Origin of the sequence: Nocardioides sp. YIM B13467 (genome assembly GCF_042788075.1) — a bacterium.
Classification (GTDB): domain Bacteria; phylum Actinomycetota; class Actinomycetes; order Propionibacteriales; family Nocardioidaceae; genus Nocardioides.
Map to the genome: position 1 here is coordinate 15,342 of NZ_JBHZPJ010000018.1, position 23,531 is coordinate 38,872.

The following is a 23,531-nucleotide window of genomic DNA, read 5'->3' on the forward strand; positions in this document are numbered from 1 at the left end:
GCAGGCTGGTGACGTCAGGACGGTACGGCTCCCACTGGTTCGTCATCGTGCTGCCTCCGTCGCGACTGCGGCGCGTGAACGACCGATCTCTGCCTGCAGTTCCTCGGCGGCAGCCCGGAGCGAGCGGGCGTACGAGCCGGTCGCGAAGTGGCGCGGCCGTGGTGCTCCTCGGTGGAAGACGGCCGCGCTAAGCGGGTCGTCGGCGATTTCTCCCACCACGGCAAGCCCGAGCAGCCGTGAGACCTCGCGGGATGTGTAGGGCATGCCCTCGCCGACGAGCAGCAGCCCGGGCCATCGCCACCCGACCCCGGCGCGCGTCACGCTCTCGGCCCAGGACCGCGCCGCCACGAGTGCGGGAAGGTCGGTGCGTACGACAAGAAGGGTCAGGTCGGCCGCGATGAGCAGAGGTTCTGCGGACCCGACCAAGCCGAGCCTGCCGGCATCGATGATCACGTCCTGGCCGGTCGCGTCGAGGTCGGCAAGCACGCTAGACAGGGCGCCCCAATGGTCACGGAGTCCGGCCGCCTGGATGTGGGTGCGGGTGCCGGGGACGTACGAGATCGAGGTGCCGGGGATCGGGGCGGCGATCTGCGGCAGAGTATCGGAGGGTCCCAGGGGTGACAGCATCAGGTCGACCAGATCGGCTCCGGGCTGGGTGTGACCCCTGAGGTAGCCCGCGAGGATCGATGATCCTCCGGTGGGGTCGGCCTCGAGGAGAAGGACGGGACGGGGCCACTCCATGGCGAGGCCGAGCGCTGTGGTGGAGACGCCGGGTGAGCCAGACGCGGAGGTGAGTGCGATGACCGCCATCAGCGCTCCAGCGGGTCCACAACGAGGGCGACGTTCCCGGTGCTCGCTCGATCAGCGAGCACCGCTGCGTCGGCGTAGGGGACCAGAACGTTGACCACCGTGTTGCCTGAGACCTCATCAGTCGATGCCCCGATGACCTCGGCGCTCGTGGCCAGCGGAGCACCCGAAGCAAGTTCACCGCCTTCACCGGTCGTGGCAACGACCCGGACCTTGTCACCGTTGCGCGGCGTGATGGCGGGCACCTGCGCAGGGGTCAGCGAGATCCCCACAATCGACTTGCCAGCTGGCGGCATGTTGTCCTCGGTCGTCATCTCCGGGGTCAGCAATCCACCGGCGGAGATGTCGAGTGCGGCCCGCTTGCCCACGAGCTCATCAAGAGTCTCCCCAGGAACGATCTTCAGCGCGTTGTCGCCTGAAATCTGGGTAGTGGTCAGGTCATCGGCCGTGATCAGGTCACCGCGATCGATCGTGTTGCGTGCGGCGACCACGGACTCACTCGTTGTCGTGGCTGACCAACCCCAGGCAGCGATCGCAGCGCCGATGAAGATCGCCGCGACCGTTGCGACGATATGTACAGGCCGGCGCCGGATCTTCGGCGGTGGAACCAGTCTGGGCGCAGGCGGCGTCCCGGTGAACCGGTTCTCATCGCTAACAACATTGGCCATTGCCCTACCTGCCCCCTCAGGCGCCCGCTATCGCACGAGCACCTGCGCCTCCCCGACCGCGATCTCGACCGAACGGCTCAGCCCGTTCAGCCGGATCGTCCCGGTCTGCCCGGCTCCCTCCCAGGTGATCACCCACGCCGAGGTTGCCGTCACGGTGTAGTTCCCGCCCGGCTCCCTAGCTGAGGACAACCTGTAGACGTGGCCGCAGTCCGGCGACGCCTTCTTCCCGAAGGACGCCTCATACGGCGTCCCCGCGGTGCGGCACTCAACGGTGGTGCCGTCTCCCATGTCCCAGGCGATCTCGTGCACCCGCGCCGTCGCGGTCACCGTGATCCCACCTGCTGATGCCGACGCCGTCGTCGGCCCGTACGTTCGGCTGTCAGGCGCCTTTGCCCACATCCACACCGGCATCCCGACCAGGCCGACACTGTCTGGTTCGGGTCTGGGGGTGATGCCGATGTCGATAGCTGACAGGTTCATCTGTTCCACGGCCATCTGGGCGACCTCGCGTGGCGGCGGGCCGGCCTCAGCACCTGGTGGAGGTGTCGGCGACCAGATCTGGATGAGGAGGCCGGTCTGCGGCTGGTAGCAGTTGTACACAGCTCCGTCGCTTGGCTCGTGCCCTTGCCATGCGGGGTCGTCCGCAGGAGGCGGTGGATCAGCCTGTTGGATGTAGCAGTTGTAGGTCGAAGACCATGTGCCGTACCCGCTGGTGCATGCCACTGGTCCAGCCTTGCCTGGCACCCCTTGCTTGGCTGGATCCCAGTAACAAGGGTTACCGCTTCCGCTGTCCTTGGGGCCCTCATCGCCCGCGGGTTTGCCATGGCCCGAACCGCCGCTGCCAGGTACCTCGATCGAGAGCGTGCACTGCCCGGTGAGCGGATCAGTCTGTTGGCAGACGGTGTCTGCGTACGCCGTCTGCGTCAGGCCGAGCGTCGTCAGGCCCGCAACAACGCAGGCCAGGACGAGTGCTCGGATCACTGCTCGCATGGCGGCTGTTTCAGGTCCTTCCCGGAAGCGACGCGCCATCCCGTCAGCGGGTCGGTCTGGAACTCGTAGTTGGCGACGGTGTAGCGCGTCCACCCGACGTCGACTCGGTCGGGGCTCACCACGGACTTCCCACTGGCATCGACAAGATCGGCGTCGCTCACGTCCCAGCAGACGTCGACCGTCACCGTTGGCACCTTGCCGGCCTTCGGATCCGAGTTGTCGAGATTGACGCTCTCGACCGAGACATCCGGGAGCGCGGTGCTGCCGATCTGGCGGAGCTTGTTCGATCGCTCGTTCTCGAGGAGCCGCTGTTGGGCGGTGAGCTGGGTGCTTGCGGCGACTTCCGCAAGTGCGTCCAGAGACCGCTCCTGGTCCTGGCGGAGCTCGTCGAGAATCGCGAAGTACTCGCGAACCGTGTCAGTGGCCGCATTCGATGCTGCATCCGTATCCGAGGTCGAAGTGGAGGTAGGCGCCGGCGAACTCTGTGAGGCTTGCTGGGACGGAGACGTGGTCGGCTCGGACTGACCGCAGGAAGTGACCGCGGCCAGCGCCAGAACGCCAGTCGCAACGATCGGAACTCGATGAAGTCGCATCAATGGGTACACCTTCCTCGGCGAGCTGAGTTGAGCCCTTCGGGATGCGCAGCGTTTCCGAACCGAAGGTCCGTGTTTTCTGCGTATCGATCTATTAGGCACCAGTTGAATCTCTTTACGCAACGGCAAATTTCGTAGCTATGTCATCCAGTTACCTACTTGAACCGGAACACGCGGTAGTGGACGGCGATCACAATCCTGCCGCGCGCATGCTCCCCCTCGGGTTGCTCGCGGCAAGGGGAGTAGCCAGGGGTGCATCGCGTTTCCGCAGGTCAACGGGATGCACCTCAAGAAGAATGAGTTGTCGTCGCGGATCATGAAGGGGTGCGCCTGGTGAGGCGATGAGGGTACGGAGGTCACTCCGATCGGTCGGCGAAGCGCTCGCGCGAGAAATCTGGAACGAATCGTCAAGATCGGACCGGCTGCGCCAAGCTGGCCAGGCTGACAGGCGCGGGACGAGCGTGGCGACGCGGCCAAGCCAAGACCGAGAGTTTCCCCGTCTACAGGGGGATGAGCCGACGCCGACACCGGCATGCGTTTCGACTTGGCCGCGTTCCCCGCCCACGCGGGATGCGCCCGTGTCTGGTCGGGGGAGATCGGGCTACGCCATCTACTCCTGCCGCGTGGGTCGAGAGCTGCCCCCGATAGTCGCCCGCGAAATCACCAACTGCGCGAGCCTCTGCGGTAGACCACAACAAATCAGCCCGTTCCGTTCGGTATTGGTCGATGTGTAGCCGGGTTGACTCATTCGAACGCAAAGTGTCGGTGCTCGCCGATACCGTGATGTGCACTCACAAGCGCCCCTTACGGGCATCTCGGAAAGCTGTGGCCGTTCCATCTGAACGCCAGAAAGGATCCGACCGTGGACCGGTCCTCCGAGGTTCTCACCTACGACGAGGTCAACGAGGCGTGGGACGACAACCCCACTCTTTCCTTGTTGCGGAGCACCAATGCGCGCTGGGTTCTGCCGTTGTTCTCCGAGCATCTCGAGTTCACCACCGAACCGGTCTCGGCGGCCTGGTTCCACCAGAAAGTGGCAACTGCCAGAGAGGGCATTACCGATGCTGACACTGAGGCGAAGGTGTCGCCGGCTGAGTACTGCAAGAGCTGGAAGGACAGCGGATGGCTCGTGAGAGGGGGAAACCGCGGCCAGCGAACAACGATGACCTACCGTCTGTCGCCGCATGCGCTACGGGCTCTGCGTATCGTGCGCGAGCTGATCCGTCAGCAGAACACCATCTCCGAGGCACGCCTCGGAAGTATTGGTGACGCCGTCAGGAAGCTCGCTGACATGAGTAACCCGAACAAGAAGGCCCAGCTCGACCGGATCGATGCTCAGATCGCTGATCTCCAGCGGCGGAGAGCCGATATTGACGCCGGCCACGTGCGTGCTGCCACCCAAGAGGAGATGAAGCGACAGCTCCGTGAGGTTCTCCATCTGACGGCATCTCTGCCCGAGGACTTCCGCCAGCTGGGGGCGATGGTGGAGCACCGACACCGGGAAGTCTCCCGCCGCGCCACGACTGCGGCACTGGGCAAAGGGGCCGTGGTTGAGGAGTACCTCCGCGAGAACGACCTGTTGGACGAGACCCCCGAGGGTCGCGCATATCGAGGATTCGCCCAGGCGCTGGGAACCAGTGAGCTCGAGCGGCTGCATGCTGATATCGAGGAGATCCTCAGGCAAGGCTTCGGTCGTGATCACCTGACATCTGACCAGCGCTCCCAGATGGAGGGGCTCGTGTCTTCGCTCTTGACTGCTGATCACGAGGTCCAAGAGACCTACCTGCGGTGGACCGCTTCACTGCGACGATTCCTGAGCCGGACAGCGAACGGGCGCCATCAACGTCTGATCAACCTCGCCGAGGAGGCCCTGGACGCTGGCCTCGCCTGGGTGCAGGCACAGCCAGGCTCCGTCCCCATGCCAGGAGATGTGCTCGGCATCGGGGTGCTCGACGTCAAGGACATCTCGCAGACCCAGTGGTGGCGAGACCCAGGACCTCGGAGCGTGAAGGTGATCGTCGAAGCCAACAACGATCCGCTCCCGGAGGCCGACCGAGCCGCGCTTCGGCTGGCCATGGGCACTGCTCAGCCCGCTGTAGCGAGAACAATCAACTCCCTGCTTGACATCCATCCGACCGTCACGGGAACCCAGGTCTACGACGCCACTCCTGAGGAGTTCCAGCGGCTCGGGACCATCCTTAGCCTGCTGGACCTGGGGATTGCCCACGGGACGGTCGATGACCAGAACAGCGAGCGAGTCCGCATCCTCGCCGACCACGGACAGGTCCTCGAGGTCGCCCTACCCCACGTTCTGTTCGACAAGCCCGTCGCCGTGAAGGGGGCATCGGATGACTGAGGACACGATCAGCGAAGAGACCGATCCGTTCGGAGACCCAGCCAGCGCCGGCCTCCCACACGAGGCGCGTGTTGCCCTGGCAACCCTCCTCACCCAACGATTCATCACCCGCGCCACACATCGATCGGCATGGGAAGCCCTGTTGGCATACCGCCCCGAGATCGAGGAGCGCCTCGAGGATCTGTTCATGACTTTGGAGATCGACCTGGACTTCGAAGTCGCGTTCAAGCGTCAGAGCACCGAGGATGGCTCGCCCGCCATGCTGCGCCGCGATAAGCCACTCAGCCGAGACGCCACCCTCCTCATGATCTTCCTTCGCCAGGAGCACGCGTTCACCGATGCAGCCGATGACGCTGTCGTGGTGACTCGCGACCAGATCACCGAGTTCCTCCACCGGTTCAGCTACCCACAAAGCGATCCCATGGCCCTTGGGAGCCGCGTCAACAGTGCAATCAGCGCCTTGACGAAGCCTCTCGGGCTGCTCGATCCGGACCCTGATGGCGACAATTTCGTCGTCTCACCTGCGATTGTGCCACTGATCAACACCGACGTCCTGGCCCACCTGCGCGCCACGTTCGAGATCTCAATCCCTGAGGCGGCCGCGGAGGACACAGCAGCCCCAGCAACCACGGAGTCGATGGAGATCACTGATGCTTAGCGATGACCACGACGACCACCCGGAGGAGATGAGCTCTCGCGGCACGCTACTCGAGGGCCAGTTCCGCATCGAGTTGGTCCAGGTCCTCAACTGGGGTGGCTATGGAGGCCTCCACCAGATGCGCGTAGGGCGGAACGGGACGGCGATCCTGGGACCCACGGGGATGGGGAAGTCGACCATTCTCGACGCAATGGCCGCGGTGATCATGCCGAACCCCCAAGAGTTCAATCGGGCAGCACGCGACGACGGCGGCAAGAAGGCCGAGCGCACGGTCTATAGCTACGCCCGGGGGAAGATCGACGACGTCAAAGACAAGGACGACGCCGAGTCCACTGCCACCACCACGAAGTTTCGACGCCCGATCGGCGAGGCTTTCCCCTCCGGTGCCGCGATCACGTGGAGCACCGACCTGGGAGAGCGGGTCACCGCCGTACGAATCGCCTGGATCACTCCGGACACGGCCACCCAGGACGAAGTGAACTCGACGACGATGTACATGCTCGTCCACGGCGCGTTCTCACTCCAACGCCTAGGAGAAGTCGAGGAAGCCGCGCGAAGCCGTTCACCGCTGAACGAGTCCGCACTGAAGTCCCTGGTTGACCAGTCACGAGACCTGGTCACAGCATCTCAGCCGACGCTTCGGACCAGGCTGTGCGACAAGCTCGGCATCGGCGACAGCGAAGAGTCCCAGCTGCTGGCTCTCCAGCTTCTGCGTCAAGCACAAGCGTCCAAGGGAGTCTTCTCGATCAACGACGTCTTCAAGAAGTTCGTGCTCACCGAACCGCTAGCCCTCTCGCGATGGAAAACAACGCTCAGCGCCTACCGCGAAGCATCCTCGCTCTACGACGTCTTCGAGGACGCCCGCAAACGGCTCTCGATCCTCAAAGACATCCCGAGACATGCCGAGCGGTATGAGTCGGCGATCGCTGGCAGCGCCGCGAAACGCCGCCTCTACACCGAAACCGACGACCGGGGGAGGACACGCCTAGACGTCTGGCACGCCGAGCGGGTTCGCGACTGGATCGAGGCCGAGACAGAACAGAACCGGATCTCAAGGGCCACGGCCGACCAGCAGCGACAATCAGCTCGTTCCAAGGCAGCCGCAGCAGAAGCGGCATGGAACAGCCTGGCTGCCCAGGTGACCCTGCTCGGTGGAGACCGCACCAAGCTCATCAAAGCCGAGCTCAAGGCAGCACAAGAAGCCCATGACCGAGTGGCACGCGACCGAGCCGCCTTCGAGAAACAGCTGAGCAGCGTCAGCCTCGACCTGCCTCATTCTGCCGAAGACATGGGCGTCCTCCGCGAACTGATCCGCCAGCAGCAAGACGAGATTCGCGGGGCCAGCGGCAACGACAAGCCGCAGGCTCAAGAACTCGGACAACGCGTGGTGAACCTCAAGAACGAGATCGCCAGGCTCGAGGACGACATCACCTCCTACCGGCGACGCCAAAGCAAAGTACCTCGCGACGCCGACGAACGGCGCGCGTGGATTGCGGAGCAGACCGGGACACCGGCCGAGCACCTGCGCTACGTCGGTGAACTGGTCGATGTCGCAAGTCAGCACCGCGACTGGTCGACCGCGGTGAACCGCGTACTGGGTGGCGTCGCCACCCACCTGATCGTGGAAGAGTCGAGCTTCGTCTCCGTTCGACGCTTTGTCAATGACCACGACATGCACAGCCAAGTCATCCTCGTCCCTGCCCAAGCAGGGCTCGCACCGACCAAGCAGCTAATCCCCGGCACGGTTCCAGACATGCTGGCCTACGACGAGAACAGTCCGTTCTACGGCTGGCTTCACGATGAGCTCGTCGAGGACCAGAGCATCCTGTGCGTGCAGACCGCTGACGAGCTAGACAACCTTCCTACCGGGGTCAAGGGAGCCGTCACAAGAGCCGGCCTACGCACCGGTTCCCGCGGCCGCTTCATCAAGGACGACCGCCGACGACAGTCATGGCTCGGACTCGACAACACCGCTCTGATCGCCGAGCTCAATGCCACCCTCGAGACCAAGAATCGCGAACTCGGCCAGGCCCGCCATGATTACGACCAACACGACGCCGGCGTCAAGGACAGGGACCGACAGCTAGCCACTCTCGCTGAAGCTGCGCAGATCGAGTGGAGCAGCATTGACCTCGAGCCCACACGGCGACAGATCTCCAGCCACAAGGAGGCGCTCCGAGAGTACGAAGTGCATGAGCCGAAGATCGCCGAGCTCAGCAACCAGATGGGCACCTACGACGAGGCTCGCGCGATAGCCCAGAACCGTGAACAACACTTCCTCGGCCAGATCAAGACCCTCGACCTCGCCTGGGGAGCACTGAGCACCGCGATCGACGGCGCAAAGGACCGTATCGCAGAGGCCGCGCCACTCACCGACGAGGATCGCAGCCAGCTGGCGAAGCTGCCGTTCGCCGCCCCACACAGCTGGGACGACGGAGAAACCGAGGACGCCGTCGAGCGGGCCCTCGTCCGGGCGATCAACGTGTCCCTTGATCAGGCGACTGCTGACCTGCGGCAGCAGGTCGACCAACACCGTCGTGATGCCGACGTCGCCGAGGAGCTCTTGGTGAAGACATTCGAGCAATACCGCGATGCCGACGAGAGCGCGGAGATCGACGCCACCATCGCGAGCCTGCCGGCAGTCCAGGCGATCCACCGCGCTCTGGTCGAGGATGATCTTCCTCGAGCACGGGCCAACTGGATCAGCAAGGCCGGCGCGACCATGACCGAGAGCCTTCGGTCACTGCTGGTGCAGATCGACTCTGATGCCAGGAGCATCCAGAAGGGGATTCGGCCGATCAACGAGGTCCTCGAAGGGATCGAGTTCCGCGAGGGCTCCAGCCTGCAGATCGACCCGCATCCCCGGAGCAACAGCGACCTACGCGAGTTCAAGAAGACCCTCACCCGCCACACCCAGGGGACCCTGGGGGTAGAGCGCGATGAGGCCACGATCGAACGACAGTTCCTCGCACTGAAACGTGACCTTGCTCGACTCGACGAGAAGACCCGATCAGGTGACTCCTGGCGCCACCGCGTGCTTGATGCTCGCGAGCATGTGCTGTTCCGTGCCATCGAGACACCCCAAGAAGGGCCCGCGATCGTCCATGAAGGCGTCAGCGGACTCTCCGGGGGAGAGGGCCAGGAGCTCATCGCATTCGTGCTCGGGGCAGCGCTGCGCTACCGCCTCGGAGCCGGCAGCGACCATCCGCCGACCTATGCGCCGATCGTTCTCGACGAAGGGTTCGTGAAGGCCGACTCCGAATACACCGGCCGGGCGCTCGCCGCACTGCGAAGCCTAGGATTCCAGCTCATCATCGGCGCCCCGCGTGACAAGGTCGCGGCCTTCGAGAACTTCGTTGACACGGTCGCCTACATCGGACGTGACACCACAGCCAACAAGACGGCGGCCGCTCGTATCTACTCCCTCACCATCGAAGAAGCAGTCGAGATGAACCGGCTCGGGATCGAGCTAGGTGAAACCGCATGAGGTCTCAGAGCGACATCCACTCCCAGGTCAGCACGCGGTACAGGAACAAATGGCGGTCATGGCTCTCGGAACCACCCACCGGTGGCATCTCCTTCCCCCTCGAGAAACCGACCGCCGACGAGCTGGCGGACCCCGACAAACCAGCCGAGATCGAAAGGTGGAAACTGGGCTGGACGACCTGGGCGCGGCAGCGCAAAGGGATCTCTCTCCGCACCGTCAGCGTGAGGACCGCGTACGGCCGGCAGGACGTTCCCACCCACGTCGACTTCGACGACGTGACCGCCTTGGCCTCACTCGACGAGAAGGCCGCCAGGCACTGGGCTCTGGCGCAGCAACGATCTCGGCAAGTTCTTGCTGACTCCGGATCCCCGAAAGCGGTTCGCCGACACCTTGCCCGGATCGTCGACCTCGACGACGCAGACTTCAACCTGCTGCTGGCCGCCGCGGCATGGTTCCGACTGAACCCACGCAGCGGCCTGCTACCACGACAAGTGCCGGTCGAGAGCATGCACACCAAATGGCTGGCCAGGCACCGGAGCCTGGTGCTCGGGCTGCTCGGCATCGACTCCAACCCCAGTGGCGACGACTCTGGGGAGAACTCGGATCCAGACCTCGACCAGGAAGCCCTGGACCCTCTCGGACTCGTCGCACCACCTCCGCTGATCGACCTGATTCTGGCCGACGCCAACCTGCGTACGACGGTCGGCGGCATCCGTCACCTGCGGGCCCCGGTCCAGGAGATCGCAAGGTTGCAGATCACACCGCGGATCGTGCTGATCGTCGAGAACAAGGAGTCAGCTCTGATCGTTCCTGACTTCCCTGGCCTGCTCATCATCCATTCACTCGGCAACCACCTCAACGCGATCACCGAGCTCCCTTGGCTGCGAGAGGCCCAGATCCTGTACTGGGGCGATCTCGACCGGTGGGGGATGACACTGCTCTCACGGGCCCGCAGCTTCATCAGCCGCACCCGCTCAGTCCTCATGGGCCCCGACGTCGTCGCCGCCTACAAGCACCTCGCGGTGCGTGAGAACCTCACCCGCGTCGACCCGCCTCAGCCCACGTTGACTCCACCGGAGGTTGAGTCTCTCCGCCTCCTCACCGACGGCCATCCTGACGATGGCCACCTCCAACTGGAGCAAGAACGACTACCCGAATCCTTCGTCCTGGAAGCCCTGCGACCGGTTCTTACAGCAGGGTTCACCAACGCGACCTGAGTTCGCTCTGACTAGGCGGCCGTTTGACCGCCTTACCCAAGAAGGAGAGACTCAGGGGCAGCAGAGGACGTTGTTCCCCGCCCCACGCGGGGGTGAGCACTGAGACCGGGCAATGGTCGCTCAACGGACGAGTGCTACCCGTCCATGCGCGGCGGAGCCTTGCATTTGATCGAGGGTCCCAAACGCCGAACTGGCGGAAGGCGCCGTGCAACGCCGCCGGGGTACCAAGGATGCTGTCAGTCAGTCGAGAACATGCAACCGCAGCCTCGTCTCGGTTGCTGGCGTACCAGATGACACGTCCTGGCGCGTCGAGTCGGTCCTACTTTGCATTCACGTTCCTCTCGAATGTGGAGATCGGCCCGAAATCATCGTCTGACCGAGGCGAACGGCGCACAGGGTTCCGGAGCGTCATCTGCCGGCGGGTGCTGCAGTTTAGTCCAAAGCCACGCGATCCGCGCCGACCAGATTGATGGCCCGTAGGACACATGGCCCTCACGGGTTCGTGGCCCACGGATGAAATTCCTGTCCCAAATTCCTGTCCAGGGACAGGCTTGCATCACTTGTTCACGTGCGTGCAAGGCTGGGGGAGTGGCCAACAGACTCGCCTCCGCGACCTCCCCCTACCTGCTCCAGCACGCTCAGAACCCGGTGGACTGGTGGGAGTGGGGGCCTGACGCGTTCGAGGAGGCGCGGCGCCGCGAAATTCCTGTCCTTCTGTCCGTCGGCTATGCGGCCTGCCACTGGTGTCACGTGATGGCCCACGAGTCGTTCGAGGACGAGACGACGGCGGCGTACATGAACGAGCACTTCGTCAACATCAAGGTCGACCGGGAGGAGCGGCCGGATGTGGACGCGGTCTACATGGCGGCGACGACGGCGATGACCGGGTCGGGCGGGTGGCCGATGACGGTGGTGCTCGACCACGACGGCAACCCGTTCTTCGCGGGCACCTACTTCCCGGACATGCCGCGTCACGGGCAGCCGGCGTTCACGCAGGTGTTGCAGGCGCTCTCGGAGGCGTGGACGCAGCGGCGGTCCGAGATCGGGGCGGTGGCGGAGAACGTACGTCAGCACCTGGCCAACATCTCCGGGGCAGCCGGGTCCGCGGGGGAGTGGCAGGTGGACATCGATGCCGCGGTCGAGACGCTTGCGGGGGAGTTCGATCCGATGGCGGGCGGGTTCGGGGGTGCCCCGAAGTTCCCGCCGTCGATGGTGCTGGAGTTCATGCGGCGGGCGGCCGGCGCCCTCGGGGCGGACTCGCGGGTCTCGCACATGCTGTCGCGGACAGTGGCCGCGATGGCCGGCGGAGGGATCTATGACCAGGTCGGGGGCGGGTTCGCCCGCTATGCCGTCGACCGTGGCTGGGTCGTTCCGCACTTCGAGAAGATGCTCTACGACAACGCGCAGCTGATCGGCCTCTACGCCCGCCTCGGCACCGAGCTCGGCGACCGGGTCGCCCGGGAGAGCGCCGACTGGATGATCCGCGAGCTCGGCACCGCCGAGGGCGGGTTCGCCTCTGCGCTCGATGCCGACAGCGAGGGCGTCGAGGGGAAGTTCTACGTCTGGACGCTGGGCGAGCTCGTCGACGTCCTCGGGACCGAGGACGGAGCCTGGGCCGCGGAGGTCTTCGAGGTGACCGAGGCCGGCACCTTCGAGGAAGGCGCCTCGACCCTGCAGTTGCGGCACCGGCCCGACGATCTCGAGCGGCTCGAGTCGGTCAAGGCGCGGCTCTTGGCGGCGCGTGCGGAGCGGGTACGCCCGGCCCGCGACGACAAGGTCGTCGCGGCCTGGAACGGGCTGGCGATCAGCGGTCTGGTCGATGCCGGGCTGCTGCTGGGGGAGCGGCACTATGTCGACGCGGCGGTCGCGGCGGCGGAGCTGCTGTGGCGGGTGCACGTCCAGGATGCGCGACTCCTCCGCGTCAGCCGCGACGGCGCGGCCGGGGCCCACGCGGGAGTCCTGGAGGACTACGGCTGCGTCGCGTCGGGATTCCTGGCACTGACCCAGGCGACCGGCGACAGCACCTGGCTCGACCGGGCGACGGCGCTGCTCGACACCGCACTGACCCACTTCCGTGCCGAGGACGGCGGCTTCTACGACACCGCCGACGACGCGGAGGCGCTGGTCACCCGGCCGCGCGACCCCTCCGACAACGCCAGCCCCAGCGGGACCAGCGCGATGGTCCATGCGCTCGTCACCGCCCACGCGCTGACCGGAGAGGGCCGCTACCGCACTGCCGCCGAGGAGGCGCTCGCGGCCACGAGCAACCTGATGACCAAGGCGCCCCGGTTCGCCGGCTGGTCGCTGGCGGGCGCGGCGACGATGGCCGACGGTCCGCTCGAGATCGCGGTCGTCGGACCGCCGGGACCCGACCGCGACGCCCTCGAGGCCGCGGCCCGGCGCAAGCCGGGGGCGGTGGTGGTCGTCGCCGACGAGGCACGCGACGACATCCCGCTGCTGAGCAGCCGCACTCCGGTGGACGGGAAGGCGGCGGCGTACGTCTGTCGGGGGTTCGTCTGCGAGCGTCCCGTCACCACGGTGGAGGCGATGTCCTGAGCTTGTCGAAGGGACCTGGCGAAGACCCATACCTGATCCGGGGCAACTATGTGGTGATCCCCTATGTTGGTGCGCGCGTAGAAGTGTAACTTCGGTCACATGACGGTCGATGTGGTCGCGTTCCTGGAGCTGCTGGCCGGGGATGCCGCGGAGGCCGACTTCGAGGGACCGTCGCGGGCCGCGCGAGCGGCGGGCGCGACCGCCGGGGAGCAGGAGCGGATCGACTACGCCAAGAGGCTCGCGCTTCAGGTCAGGGCGACCCTGGAGGCGCGCCGCCGGCGCGAGGGCGAGCTGGGGGCGCTGTTCGAGTCGGCCAACGACCTGGCGATGCTGACCAACCTGGAGGCGGTGCTGCAGGCGATCGTGACCCGGGCGAGGCAGCTGCTCAACAGCGACGTCGCCTACCTGACCCTCAACGACGAGCGTAGGGGCGAGTACATGCGGGTGACCGAGGGCATCCTGACCGCGGCCTTCCGCTCGACTCGGATCCCCTACGGCATCGGGCTCGGCGGCCTCGTCGCCCAGACCATGAAGCCCTACTCGACCGCCGACTACATCCCCGACGAGCGGTTCCGGCACGCCCCCGACATCGACGGCGCGGTCAGCGGCGAGGGCATCCGCGCGATCATCGGCGTACCTCTCCTGCTCGGCACCCAGGTCATCGGCGTCCTCTTCGCCGCCAACCGCACCGTACGTCCCTTCGGCGCCGAGGCGAGCGCGCTGCTCGTCTCCCTGGCAGCCCACGCCGCGATCGCCGTGGACAAGGCCCGTTTGCTGGAGGAGACCCGAGCCGCGGTCGCCGAGCTCGAGGTCACCACCCGCAAGCTGCAGGCGCGCAACGAGGCGGTCGAGCGAGCCGCCGACGCCCACGACCGGCTGACCCGGATCGTCGTCGAGGGCGGCGGCGTCGATGATGTCGTACGCAGCGTCGCCGAGGTCCTCGGCGCCCGGGTGGTGGTGCTGGACCTGAACGGCGAGGCCATCGCCAGCAGCGCCCCGGACCAGCCCGTCTCCGACTACGAGGCGGCCGTGACCAGGCGAAGCCTCGACCTGAGCCGCACCGCAGGCAGCGGCGACATCTACGCCACCCCGGTCCTGGCCGGCGCCGAGCAGCTCGGCTCGATGCTCCTCGGCCCGCGCGAGGTCGACCGCGAGGACGGGGATCTGGACGACGGCGACCAGCGGATCCTGGAGCGGGCCGCGCTGGTGACGGCGCTGCTGCTGCTCTTCCGCCGCAGCGTCGCCGAGGCCGAGGGACGCGTACGCGGCGAGCTCCTCGACGAGCTCCTCTCCGGCACCACGCCGGACCCGGAGACGCTGCGCGAGCGTGGCCGGCTGCTGCAGGCGGATCTGTCCCGGCCGTATGCCGTGGTGGTGGCGAACGTCCCCGGCGACCGGGCCCGGGTCGGTCAGGCGGCGACGTTCGTCGCCGCCACCCACGACGGGTTCGCGGCGGTGCGCCAGGGACAGGTCGTGCTGATCTTTCCCGACTGCGACGCCCGCGCCGCCGGTGAGCTGGTGGTCGAGGGGCTGCGGCTGTCCGCCGGCGCGCCGGTGACGGTCGGCGCCGCCGGCCCGGTGCCGGGGCCGCTGAGCAGTCCCGACGCAGTGGTGAAGGGCTACGACGAGGCCCGGCGCTGCCTGGCGGCCGCGATGACGCTGGGGCGCGAGGGCCAGGTGGTCACCGCCGAGGACCTCGGCTTCGTGGGGCTGCTGCTCGGCTCCGACGGCCACCCGGAGGCGTACGTCACCTCGCGGCTGGGTCCGGTGATCGACTACGACACCGCGAAGGGGTCGAAGCTGGTGGAGACTCTGCGGGCCTACTTCGCCGCCGACCGCAACCTCACCCGCACCGCCGGCGCGCTGCACGTGCACGTCAACACCGTCACCCAGCGCCTGGAGCGGGTCACCCGGCTGCTGGGCAAGGGCTGGCAGGAGCCGGAGCGTCAGCTCGAGGTGCAGCTGGCGCTCCGGCTCCATCAACTGGTCGCCTAGTGCTTAGCGCGCCGAGTCGGCTCGTCCTGACCGAAATCCCCGCCGAGTCGGCTCGTCATAACGAGCCGACTCGGCGTTGGATCTGGTCAGTTTGAGCCGACTCGGCGTCGGTTGAGCCAGAGGTGGCGGGCGGTGCCCCAGATCCCACGGCGGAAGAGCAGCACCACGGTCACGAACACCGCGCCGGTGACGATCCCGATCCCGTCGAACCCGGACGAGGCCAGGTAGTCGGCGAGCATCACGATCAGGCCGGCGCCGATGACGCCGCCCCACAGCGTCCCGATCCCGCCGAGCACGGTCATCAGGACGACCTCGCCGGAGGTGGCCCAGTGCAGCTCGGGCAGCGCGACGAAGCCGTGCGAGACGGCGAAGACGCCGCCGGCCAGCCCGGAGAGCCCGGCCGAGAGCACGAAGACGATCAGCTTGTAGCGCTCGACGTCGTATCCCAGCGCCCGGGCACGCGGTGCGTTGTCACGGATCGCGACCAGCACCCGCCCGAAGGGGGAGTGGACGATCCGCCAGGCCGCCCACATCCCGAGAAGGATGATCGGCAGCGCGGCGTAGTAGAAGAAGAACGAGTCGGTCTCGACCGCCTCGATCCCGAAGAAGGAGCGCGGCACGCCCTGGAGCCCGTTCTCACCTCCGGTGAGGGAGGAGGCCTGGTTGGCGATGAAGAAGAGCATCTGCGCGAAGGCGAGGGTGACCATCGCGAAGTAGATCCCCGACCGCTTCACCGACAGATAGCCGATCGGCACCGCCAGGAGCATCGCGAAGAGCGCTCCGCCGAGGACCGCCACGGGGAACGGCACACCGAGGTGGATCGCGATCAGCCCGGTTGCATAGGCGGATCCGCCCCAGAACGCGGCGTGGCCGAACGAGAGCAGCCCGCAGTAGCCCAGCAGCAGATCGAGGGCCACCGCGAAGAGCGCCCACGCGGCGATGTCCATCGCCACCGGCGGGTAGACGAACCACGGCAGCGCCAGCGCCATCAACAGCCCCACGGCCAGCAGGACCAGCCGCTGCCACGGGCGTGCGCCCGCTATCGCCGCATGCTGCTCGGTGACGCTCGCACCGGCCGTTGCGATCGACGCGGTGTCCTGAGCTTGTCGAAGGGTCATGCCGTCGCCTCCTCTCGGCCGAAGAGCCCGGCCGGCCGGGCCAGGACGACCACGGCCATCAGCACGAAGATGAGCACCTGCGAGAACGTCGGTGCGTACGCCTGCCCGAAGGCCTCCACGAGCCCGACCAGGAACCCGCCGACGACGGCGCCCACGATCGAGCCGAGCCCGCCGATCACGACGACCGCGAACAGGATGATGATGAAGTCGCTGCCCATCTCGGCTGTGATCGCCCGGAACGGTGCCGCCAGGACCCCGGCCAGGCCGGCAAGCGCGACCCCGAAGCCGAACACCGGCGTCACCCAGCGCCCGACGTTGATCCCGAGCGCACCGGCGAGCTCGGGCCGCTCGGTCGCGGCGCGGACGATCATGCCCACCCGCGTACGCGTCATCAGCAGCCAGACGCCGAGGCAGACGAGCAGCGCGACACCGATCACGAAGAGCTGGTAGATCGGCAGCCCGACCCCGGCCAGCTCGACCCGTCCGTCGAGTGCGGCGGGGCGCTCGTAAGGCAGGCCGCTCACGCCGTAGCGGCGCTTGACAAGGTCGACCAGCAGCAGGGTCAGCCCGAAGGTGAGCAGCAGGTTGTAGAGCGGGTCGAGCGGCAGCAGCCACTGCACCAGCAGCCGCTCGACCAGCATCCCGAAGACCAGCATCAGCAACGGCACCACGATCAGCGCCAGCCACAGGCTCATCCCGACGGTGTCCAGGAGCACCGCGGCGGCGACCGCTCCCAGCATGTAGAAGGCGCCGTGGGCGAAGTTGACCACGCCCAGCACCCCGAAGATGACCGCCAGGCCGAGCGCGGCCAGCGCGTAGAAGCTGCCGGCCGCGAGCCCTTGGACGGTGTACTGCAGAACCGCGTTCATACCAATCCCTCTAGACCTCGCGCCTACATCGAGCAGCCGGACTCAGCTGCCGGGCGGAACGCCTCCTCGGCCGGGATCGTCTTGATGATCTCCTCGTAGTCCCAGTCCTCCTTGACGTCGTCCGGTCCCTTGACCCGGGCCAGGTAGACGTCGTGGATGACCCGGTGGTCCTCGGCGCGGATCTCACCGTTGCGCAGGAACATGTCCTCGACCTTCTTGCCCTCGAGCTCCTCGACGACCTTGTCGGCGTCGTCGGTGCCGGCCGCCTGGACCGCCTCGAGATACTGCGTCGCCGCCGAGTAGTTGCCCGCATGGGCGTACGTCGGCCGGTCGCCGGTCTCCTCCATGAAGCGGTCGGCCCACTCGCGGGACTTCTCGTCGAGGTTCCAGTACCAGGCGTCGGTGAAGATCGTGCCCTCGAACGCCTCGACGCCGAGCGAATGGATGTCGGAGATGAACATCAGCCCGACGGCCAGGTCGATGCCCTGGTCCTTGAGCCCCGACTCGTTGTACTGCTTGACCAGGTTGATCAGGTCGCCACCGGCGTGCATGGTGCCGATGACCTGCGGCTTCGCCGCTCCCGCCTTGGTGATGTACGTGGCGAAGTTGTCGTTCGGGAACGGCGTCGCGATCGTGCCCGCGACCTTGCCGCCGCCGGCCTCGATGGCGCCGGTGAACGACTTCACCATGTCCTGGCCGAAGGCGTAGTCGGGGTAGATCAGCTGCCAGTTCTTGCCGCCCTCCTCGGTCACGACGGTGCCGGTGCCGTTGGCCAGCATCCAGGTGTCGTAGGCGTAGTGGAAGGTGTACTTGTTGCACTGTGCGCCGGTAAGCTCGGTCGTGGCCGCGCCGACGTTCATGTAGAGTTTCTTCTTGTTCTTCGCCTGCGTCGCGACGGCCAGCGCCGCCGACGAGGTCGGCACGTCCAGGATCACGTCGGCGCCCTCGCGGTCGTAGAGCTCCTGGGCCTTGGTGTTGGCGATGTCCGGCTCGTTCTGGTGGTCGGCCGAGGTCACCTCGATGTCGTCGATGACGGCCTCGTCGCCGTACTTCTCGTGGTAGTCGTCGATCGCCATCTGGATCGCGATCTTCGAGTTGGGGCCGGAGACGTCCTTGTAGACACCGGAGGCGTCGTTGAGCAGGGCGAGGACCACCTTGTCGTCGGTGAAGTCGCCTCCGGCAGCAGCTGGACCGCCGGCACCGCAGCCTGCGGTGACCAGGACACCTGCCATCAGTATCGAGGCGCCGGCAGCTGTGCGTCGCTTGTTCATCGTGTCTCTCCTCGTGGGGTAGGGCTGTGCTCGCTCTGGGGACGTACGTCAGATCCCGAGGTGTTCGAGTAGCTCGTCCTGACGTTCGACGAACTCGTCGTTGTCGAGGCTCTCGACCAGGCGGCCCTGGGCGAGCAGGTAGTGGCGGTCGGCGACGGTCGCGGCGAAACGTACGTTCTGCTCGATCAGGAGCACGCCGATCCCGGACTGCTTCGCGGTCCGCACGATGTCGCCGATCTGGGCGACGATGACGGGGGCTAGCCCTTCGGAGGGCTCGTCGAGCAGGAGCAGCCGGGCGCCGGTGCGGAGCACCCGGGCGACGGCGAGCATCTGCTGCTCGCCGCCCGAGAGCGTCGTCCCACCCGCTCGCCGGCGGCTGCCGAGAGCCGGAAAGGCGTCGTAGACCTGCTCCAGCGTCCACGCCGACTCGGAGACCTTCGGCGGCAGCAGGAGGTTCTCCTCCACGCTCAGGTTGGCGAAGATGCCGCGGTCGTCCTGCACCCAGCCGAGCCCGGCGCGAGCCCGCTTGTGTGCGGGCAGCGAGGTGATCTCGCGGCCGTCGAGCCGGATCGATCCGGTCAGGTGCTTGTGGAGGCCCATCAGGCAGCGAACGAGCGTGGTCTTGCCGGCGCCGTTACGGCCGACGAGGGTGACGACCTCGCCCTCGCCGACGCTCAGGGTGGCCTCGCGCAGCGCCTGCGCCTCGCCGTACCACGCGCTCAGCTTCTCGATCTCAAGCACTGTGAGCCTCTCCGAGGTAGGCGGTGATGACGCGCGGGTCGGCGCGCACCTCGTCGTAGGGACCCTCGGCGAGCACCGAGCCCTGCTGCAGAACGGTGACCCGGTCGGCGAGGTGGGCGACGACGTGCATGTTGTGGTCGACGAAGACGACCGTGCGGCCCTCGGCGATGCGCCGGACGAGCTCGATGGTGCGGTCGACGTCCTCGATGGCCATCCCCGCGGTGGGCTCGTCCAAGAGGAGCAGCTTCGGCTCGACGGCGAGCACGAGAGCCAGCTCGAGTGCGCGCTTCTGGCCGTACGCCATCAGCCCGGTGGGCTTGTCGGCCAGCTCGGTCAGGCCGACCTCGGTCAGCAGCCGATCGACCTCCTCGCGGCGGCGCCCGAGCAGTTTCTCCGAGCGCCAGAACTTCAGCCCCTGGTTGGTCAGCCCCTGGAGCGCGATCTCGACGTGCTCGCGCGGGGTGAGGTTCTCGAAGAGGCTGGTGATCTGGAAGGAGCGCGCCACCCCGTGGCGGGTGATCCGCTCCGGTGCCATCCCGGTGACGTCGTCACCGAAGACCGCGATCCGTCCGCCGGTGGGCTTGAGGAACCCGGTCAGCAGGTTGAAGAGAGTCGTCTTGCCGGCGCCGTTGGGGCCGACGAGCGCGTGAACGGTGCCCTCGGCGACCTCCAGGTCGACGGAGCTGACCGCGCGGAAGCCGCGGAAGTCCTTGGTGAGACCCTCGGTCCGTAGTGCGCACCTCGGGGTCGGTGTGGTGCTCGTCACAGGGGCGACGCTAGGGAAGTGGTGAGACGTACGCCATAGGGGTTCGGGACACACTGAGCCCCGTCATTGTGTGGCTCATCTCCATGCCGGCCCGCAGGCGCCCGGCTCACGACCGCCCACATCCTCAGTGCCGGAGTTGTGTGCGGCGGCCACATGGCGCACGTCACACCGCGTCGCGATCCTTGAGCAATGGCCCCCACCCTCGTACGCAGATTTCTGACCGTCGGCTCGTCGCTCGCCCTCGCCGCCGCGGCCCTGGTCGTCGGCCAGGTGCCCGCGAGCGCCGCGCCGTCGGCGGGCACCGCCCACTGCTCGTCGTTGGTCGGGCTGAGGATCCCCGCCCACCGCATCGGCCTGCCGACCACCGGCGCCGAGGTCACCGCGACGACGTCGATGCCGGCCTCCGGGACCGGCCCGACCGCGCTCCCGGCCTACTGCCGCGCCGACATCGCGATCCACCCGGTCGATCCCGCCGCCCCGGACATCCGGATGGGTTTGGCCCTGCCGCAGGGGTGGAACGGGAAGACGATGATGTTCGGCGGTGGCGGCTACAACGGCACCGTCCCCAACCTCGCCCAGAACGTGCCCTTCGGGCCGGTCGACCAGCGCACCCCGCTCGGCCGCGGCTACGTCACCTACGCCAGCGACTCCGGCCATCAGGCAGACACGACTCGCCACCCGATCGCCAGCCTGGACGGCTGGTTCGGCCAGAACGACGAGGCCGTGCGCAACTTCTCCGGAGACGCGCTCAAGAAGGTGCACGACACCGCCACGTACGTGACCTCGAAGGCCTTCGGTCGGGCGCCCGGTACGGCCTACTTCGCCGGCGGCTCGACCGGTGGCCGGGAGGCCCTGGCGGTCGCGCAGCGCTGGCCGCGCGACTTCGACGGGGTGATCTCCGCGTACCCCGCCTGGAACGCCGCCACCCTTGACCTCTTCTTCGGCCGGATCACCCACGAGTTCGGCAAGCCCGGCGCGTTCCCGTCGAAGGTGCAGCAGGACCTCGTCGCCCAGCGGGTCCTGGCCGCCTGCGACGGCGGCGACGGGCTCGCGGACGGGGTGATCTCCGACGAGGCCGGCTGCGACTTCGATCCGGAGACGCTGCTGTGCGGCGAAGGCGAGACGCCCGGGGACACCTGCCTCTCCCGCGAGCAGGTTGACGCGGTGGTGGCCGCCGACAGCAGCTGGCGGCTGCCCTACCGGGTGGCGAGCGGGGAGTGGGGCTACCCCGGGTTCCCGCTGCTGTCCGGGGCACGGATGTCGACGCCGGTCCTCGGATTCGGCACCGCCGCGCCGGCTGACCCGATGCCGGTGACCGCCGGCTACGGCATGCAGTTCTGGAATCAGTGGGCCAAGTACTTCGTCGCTCGCGATCCGCAGATCAGCCCGTTCGCGATCGACCCGGCCGACCCGGGGAAGTGGCAGCGCCGGATCAGCGAGCTGACCGCGCTCCAGGACGTCAACGACGCCGACCTGCGCCCGTTCGCCCGGTCCGGCGGCAGGCTGATCCTGGTCCACGGTGCCGCCGACGAGCTGGTCAGCCACCGCTCCACGATCGACTACTACCAGCGCGTCCAGCGGGTGATGGGCAAGCGGGCGACCGAGGGGTTCTCCCGGTTCTATCTGGTGCCCGGAGCCAACCACGCCAACTTCGCCCCGGTCGCCTTCTCCGCCTCGTACGACTCGCTCACGGCCCTGGAGAAGTGGGCCGAACGGGACGTCGCGCCGGGCGATAACCAGGTGGTCGCCGACGGCAACGCCGGAGCTGCCCGAACCCGGCCGTTGTGCGAATGGCCGGCCTGGCCCGCGTACGTCGGTGGCCCCACGTCGGAGGCGAGCAGCTTCAGGTGCGAGATGTGACGGAGTACACCCCCGACCTTTCCGGTCCATCAGTCGAGATGGTTTCCTATCCCTCATGTCTGTTTGGCGCACCAAATCCATCGAGCAATCCCTTGCCGATGCCGAGACTCCGGAGTTCAAGCTCAAAAGGCGGCTCACTTCGGTTGACCTGACCGTCTTCGGGATCGGCGTCATCATCGGAGCGGGAATCTTCACCCTGACCGGTAGAGCCGCGGCCGAGTACGCCGGACCGGGTGTGGTCTTCTCCTTCATCATCGCTGCGATCTGCTGTGGCCTGGCGGCGCTGTGCTACGCCGAGTTCGCCTCGACCGTGCCGGTGTCGGGGTCGGCGTACACGTTCTCCTACGCCACCCTCGGCGAGATGCTCGCCTGGATCATCGGCTGGGACCTGATCCTGGAGATGGTGCTCGGTGCGTCCGTGGTCGCCCAGGGCTGGAGCAGCTATCTGGTGACGTTCCTCGAGGAGATCGGCCTCGGCTGGCCCAAGGACTACGGGCCGGACGCCAACGCCGACTTCGGTCAGCCCAACCTGGCCGCGCTGCTGCTCGTGATCGTCCTGGTGGGCCTGATCGCGATCGGCATCAAGGAGTCGCTGCGGGTCAACCTCGCGCTCGTCGCGGTCAAGCTGTTCATCGTCCTGTTCGTCATCGTCGCCGGCATGTTCTACATCACCGGCTCCAACTACGACCCGTTCATCCCCGAGCGCGCCGGCTCCGTCAGCGGTGAGGGCATCCACCAGCCGCTGATCCAGTGGGCCTTCGGCCTCGAGCCGCAGACCTTCGGTGTCCTCGGCATCATCTCCGCAGCGTCGGTCGTCTTCTTCGCCTACATCGGCTTCGACGTGGTCGCCACGACCGCGGAGGAGGCCAAGAACCCCCAGCGCGACCTGCCCCGAGGCATCATCGGCTCGCTGGTGATCTGCACGATCCTCTACGTCGCCGTCGCCCTGGTCATCACCGGCATGGTGAAGTACGACCAGATCGATACCGAGGCCGCGCTCGCCACCGCGTTCCGCGACGTCGGCCGCGGCGGCTTCGCGACCCTGATCTCGGCGGGCGCCGTCGCCGGTCTGACCACCGTCGTGATGACGCTGATGATCGGCGCCATCCGGGTCGTCTTCGCGATGAGCCGCGACGGTCTGTTCCCGGTGAAGTTCGCCCACGTCAACCCGAAGACCGGCACCCCGGTCCGGATCACCCTCACCGTCGGCGTCTTCGTCGCGATCGTGGCCACCTTCACCCCGATCGGCAAGCTCGAGGAGATGGTCAACATCGGCACCCTGACCGCGTTCGCGCTGGTCTCGATCGCCGTGCCGATCCTGCGCAAGCGTCGCCCGGACCTGCCGCGCTCCTTCAAGGTGCCGTTCAGCCCGGTGCTGCCGATCGTGGCCGCGCTGATCTGCATCTACCTGACCCTCAACCTGAGCGTCGAGACCTGGCTGCGGTTCCTGGTCTGGATGGCGATCGGCTTCGCCATCTACTTCCTTTACGGCTACCGCAACTCGCGGGTGGGCAAGGGCGGCGACGACAACGTCGTCGAGCCGCTGCACATGTGAGGATCTCGTAGACGAGAAGGGGCG

Annotated in this window: 17 protein-coding genes; 8 read left to right on the forward strand and 9 right to left on the reverse strand. The window is 67.1% G+C overall.

Annotation, left to right across the window (positions count from 1 at the left end; translation table 11 throughout):
- Nucleotides 1-42 precede the first annotated feature (42 nt).
- The 4 genes from ACFX43_RS04420 to ACFX43_RS04435 form a co-directional block, all read right to left on the reverse strand.
- On the reverse strand, nt 43-810 hold the full coding sequence (locus ACFX43_RS04420) for a hypothetical protein (RefSeq protein ID WP_378817500.1): 768 nt from the start codon (nt 808-810) through the stop codon (nt 43-45).
- Entirely contained in the window at nt 810-1,298 is a 489-nt protein-coding gene (locus tag ACFX43_RS04425; RefSeq protein WP_378817502.1) for an SAF domain-containing protein, read from the reverse strand. The genes ACFX43_RS04420 and ACFX43_RS04425 overlap by 1 nt, the downstream gene beginning before the upstream one ends.
- Nucleotides 1,299-1,502: 204 nt before the next feature.
- On the reverse strand, nt 1,503-2,075 hold the full coding sequence (locus ACFX43_RS04430) for a hypothetical protein (RefSeq protein WP_378817505.1): 573 nt from the start codon (nt 2,073-2,075) through the stop codon (nt 1,503-1,505).
- A 377-nt stretch (nt 2,076-2,452) separates the two neighbouring features.
- On the reverse strand, nt 2,453-3,058 hold the full coding sequence (locus ACFX43_RS04435) for a hypothetical protein (RefSeq protein WP_378817508.1): 606 nt from the start codon (nt 3,056-3,058) through the stop codon (nt 2,453-2,455).
- 862 nt (nt 3,059-3,920) lie between these two features.
- Between ACFX43_RS04435 and ACFX43_RS04440 the strand changes: the two genes are divergently transcribed.
- The 6 genes from ACFX43_RS04440 to ACFX43_RS04465 all read left to right on the forward strand — a co-directional run bounded on the left by ACFX43_RS04440 (nt 3,921) and on the right by ACFX43_RS04465 (nt 15,327).
- Nucleotides 3,921-5,414: a DUF3375 family protein gene (locus ACFX43_RS04440; protein WP_378817511.1), complete on the forward strand. Its 1,494-nt coding sequence runs from the start codon at nt 3,921-3,923 to the stop codon at nt 5,412-5,414.
- Complete coding sequence (locus ACFX43_RS04445) at nt 5,407-6,072, forward strand: DUF4194 domain-containing protein (protein ID WP_378817513.1); 666 nt, start codon at nt 5,407-5,409, stop codon at nt 6,070-6,072. Before ACFX43_RS04440 ends, ACFX43_RS04445 begins: the two co-directional genes overlap by 8 nt.
- Nucleotides 6,065-9,559 carry an ATP-binding protein gene (locus tag ACFX43_RS04450; protein ID WP_378817516.1) on the forward strand — a complete coding sequence of 1,165 codons (3,495 nt, stop codon included), beginning with the start codon at nt 6,065-6,067 and terminating at the stop codon, nt 9,557-9,559. The genes ACFX43_RS04445 and ACFX43_RS04450 overlap by 8 nt, the downstream gene beginning before the upstream one ends.
- Complete coding sequence (locus ACFX43_RS04455) at nt 9,556-10,776, forward strand: Wadjet anti-phage system protein JetD domain-containing protein (protein ID WP_378817519.1); 1,221 nt, start codon at nt 9,556-9,558, stop codon at nt 10,774-10,776. Before ACFX43_RS04450 ends, ACFX43_RS04455 begins: the two co-directional genes overlap by 4 nt.
- A 588-nt stretch (nt 10,777-11,364) precedes the next feature.
- On the forward strand, nt 11,365-13,332 hold the full coding sequence (locus ACFX43_RS04460) for a thioredoxin domain-containing protein (protein WP_378817521.1): 1,968 nt from the start codon (nt 11,365-11,367) through the stop codon (nt 13,330-13,332).
- Nucleotides 13,333-13,431: 99 nt separating this feature from the next.
- Entirely contained in the window at nt 13,432-15,327 is a 1,896-nt protein-coding gene (locus tag ACFX43_RS04465; RefSeq protein ID WP_378817524.1) for a helix-turn-helix domain-containing protein, read from the forward strand.
- Nucleotides 15,328-15,413: 86 nt separating this feature from the next.
- On the opposite strand, the gene ACFX43_RS04470 is transcribed toward ACFX43_RS04465, so the two are convergent.
- Genes ACFX43_RS04470 through ACFX43_RS04490 form a run of 5 tightly spaced genes read right to left on the reverse strand, consistent with a single transcriptional unit; the run spans nt 15,414 to nt 20,092 of the window.
- A complete protein-coding gene (locus tag ACFX43_RS04470) occupies nt 15,414-16,445 on the reverse strand; it encodes a branched-chain amino acid ABC transporter permease (RefSeq protein ID WP_378817527.1) in 1,032 nt (343 codons plus the stop codon).
- Complete coding sequence (locus ACFX43_RS04475; RefSeq protein ID WP_355018197.1) at nt 16,442-17,314, reverse strand: branched-chain amino acid ABC transporter permease; 873 nt, start codon at nt 17,312-17,314, stop codon at nt 16,442-16,444. The genes ACFX43_RS04470 and ACFX43_RS04475 overlap by 4 nt, the downstream gene beginning before the upstream one ends.
- 23 nt (nt 17,315-17,337) lie before the next feature.
- On the reverse strand, nt 17,338-18,585 hold the full coding sequence (locus tag ACFX43_RS04480; RefSeq protein WP_378817530.1) for an ABC transporter substrate-binding protein: 1,248 nt from the start codon (nt 18,583-18,585) through the stop codon (nt 17,338-17,340).
- A 48-nt stretch (nt 18,586-18,633) separates the two neighbouring features.
- Nucleotides 18,634-19,326, reverse strand: a complete 693-nt coding sequence (locus tag ACFX43_RS04485; protein ID WP_378817533.1) for an ABC transporter ATP-binding protein — start codon at nt 19,324-19,326, stop codon at nt 18,634-18,636.
- On the reverse strand, nt 19,319-20,092 hold the full coding sequence (locus ACFX43_RS04490) for an ABC transporter ATP-binding protein (RefSeq protein WP_378817536.1): 774 nt from the start codon (nt 20,090-20,092) through the stop codon (nt 19,319-19,321). The genes ACFX43_RS04485 and ACFX43_RS04490 overlap by 8 nt, the downstream gene beginning before the upstream one ends.
- Before the next feature lie 189 nt (nt 20,093-20,281).
- On the opposite strand from ACFX43_RS04490, the gene ACFX43_RS04495 reads away from it, so the two are divergent.
- Both ACFX43_RS04495 and ACFX43_RS04500 read left to right on the forward strand, forming a co-directional pair.
- Nucleotides 20,282-21,952: a tannase/feruloyl esterase family alpha/beta hydrolase gene (locus ACFX43_RS04495; protein WP_378817539.1), complete on the forward strand. Its 1,671-nt coding sequence runs from the start codon at nt 20,282-20,284 to the stop codon at nt 21,950-21,952.
- Nucleotides 21,953-22,007: 55 nt separating this feature from the next.
- Nucleotides 22,008-23,507, forward strand: a complete 1,500-nt coding sequence (locus tag ACFX43_RS04500) for an amino acid permease (RefSeq protein ID WP_378817540.1) — start codon at nt 22,008-22,010, stop codon at nt 23,505-23,507.
- Nucleotides 23,508-23,531: the final 24 nt, after the last annotated feature.

Coding starts and splice junctions, on each gene's coding strand:
- ACFX43_RS04455 (WP_378817519.1), top strand. CDS start 9,556: ATGAGGTCTCAGAGCGACATCCACTCCCAGGTCAGCACGCGGTACAGG.
- ACFX43_RS04480 (WP_378817530.1), bottom strand. CDS start 18,585: ATGAACAAGCGACGCACAGCTGCCGGCGCCTCGATACTGATGGCAGGT.
- ACFX43_RS04445 (WP_378817513.1), top strand. CDS start 5,407: ATGACTGAGGACACGATCAGCGAAGAGACCGATCCGTTCGGAGACCCA.
- ACFX43_RS04450 (WP_378817516.1), top strand. CDS start 6,065: ATGCTTAGCGATGACCACGACGACCACCCGGAGGAGATGAGCTCTCGC.
- ACFX43_RS04495 (WP_378817539.1), top strand. CDS start 20,282: ATGGCCCCCACCCTCGTACGCAGATTTCTGACCGTCGGCTCGTCGCTC.
- ACFX43_RS04475 (WP_355018197.1), bottom strand. CDS start 17,314: ATGAACGCGGTTCTGCAGTACACCGTCCAAGGGCTCGCGGCCGGCAGC.
- ACFX43_RS04420 (WP_378817500.1), bottom strand. CDS start 810: ATGGCGGTCATCGCACTCACCTCCGCGTCTGGCTCACCCGGCGTCTCC.
- ACFX43_RS04465 (WP_378817524.1), top strand. CDS start 13,432: ATGACGGTCGATGTGGTCGCGTTCCTGGAGCTGCTGGCCGGGGATGCC.
- ACFX43_RS04500 (WP_378817540.1), top strand. CDS start 22,008: ATGTCTGTTTGGCGCACCAAATCCATCGAGCAATCCCTTGCCGATGCC.
- ACFX43_RS04435 (WP_378817508.1), bottom strand. CDS start 3,058: ATGCGACTTCATCGAGTTCCGATCGTTGCGACTGGCGTTCTGGCGCTG.
- ACFX43_RS04470 (WP_378817527.1), bottom strand. CDS start 16,445: ATGACCCTTCGACAAGCTCAGGACACCGCGTCGATCGCAACGGCCGGT.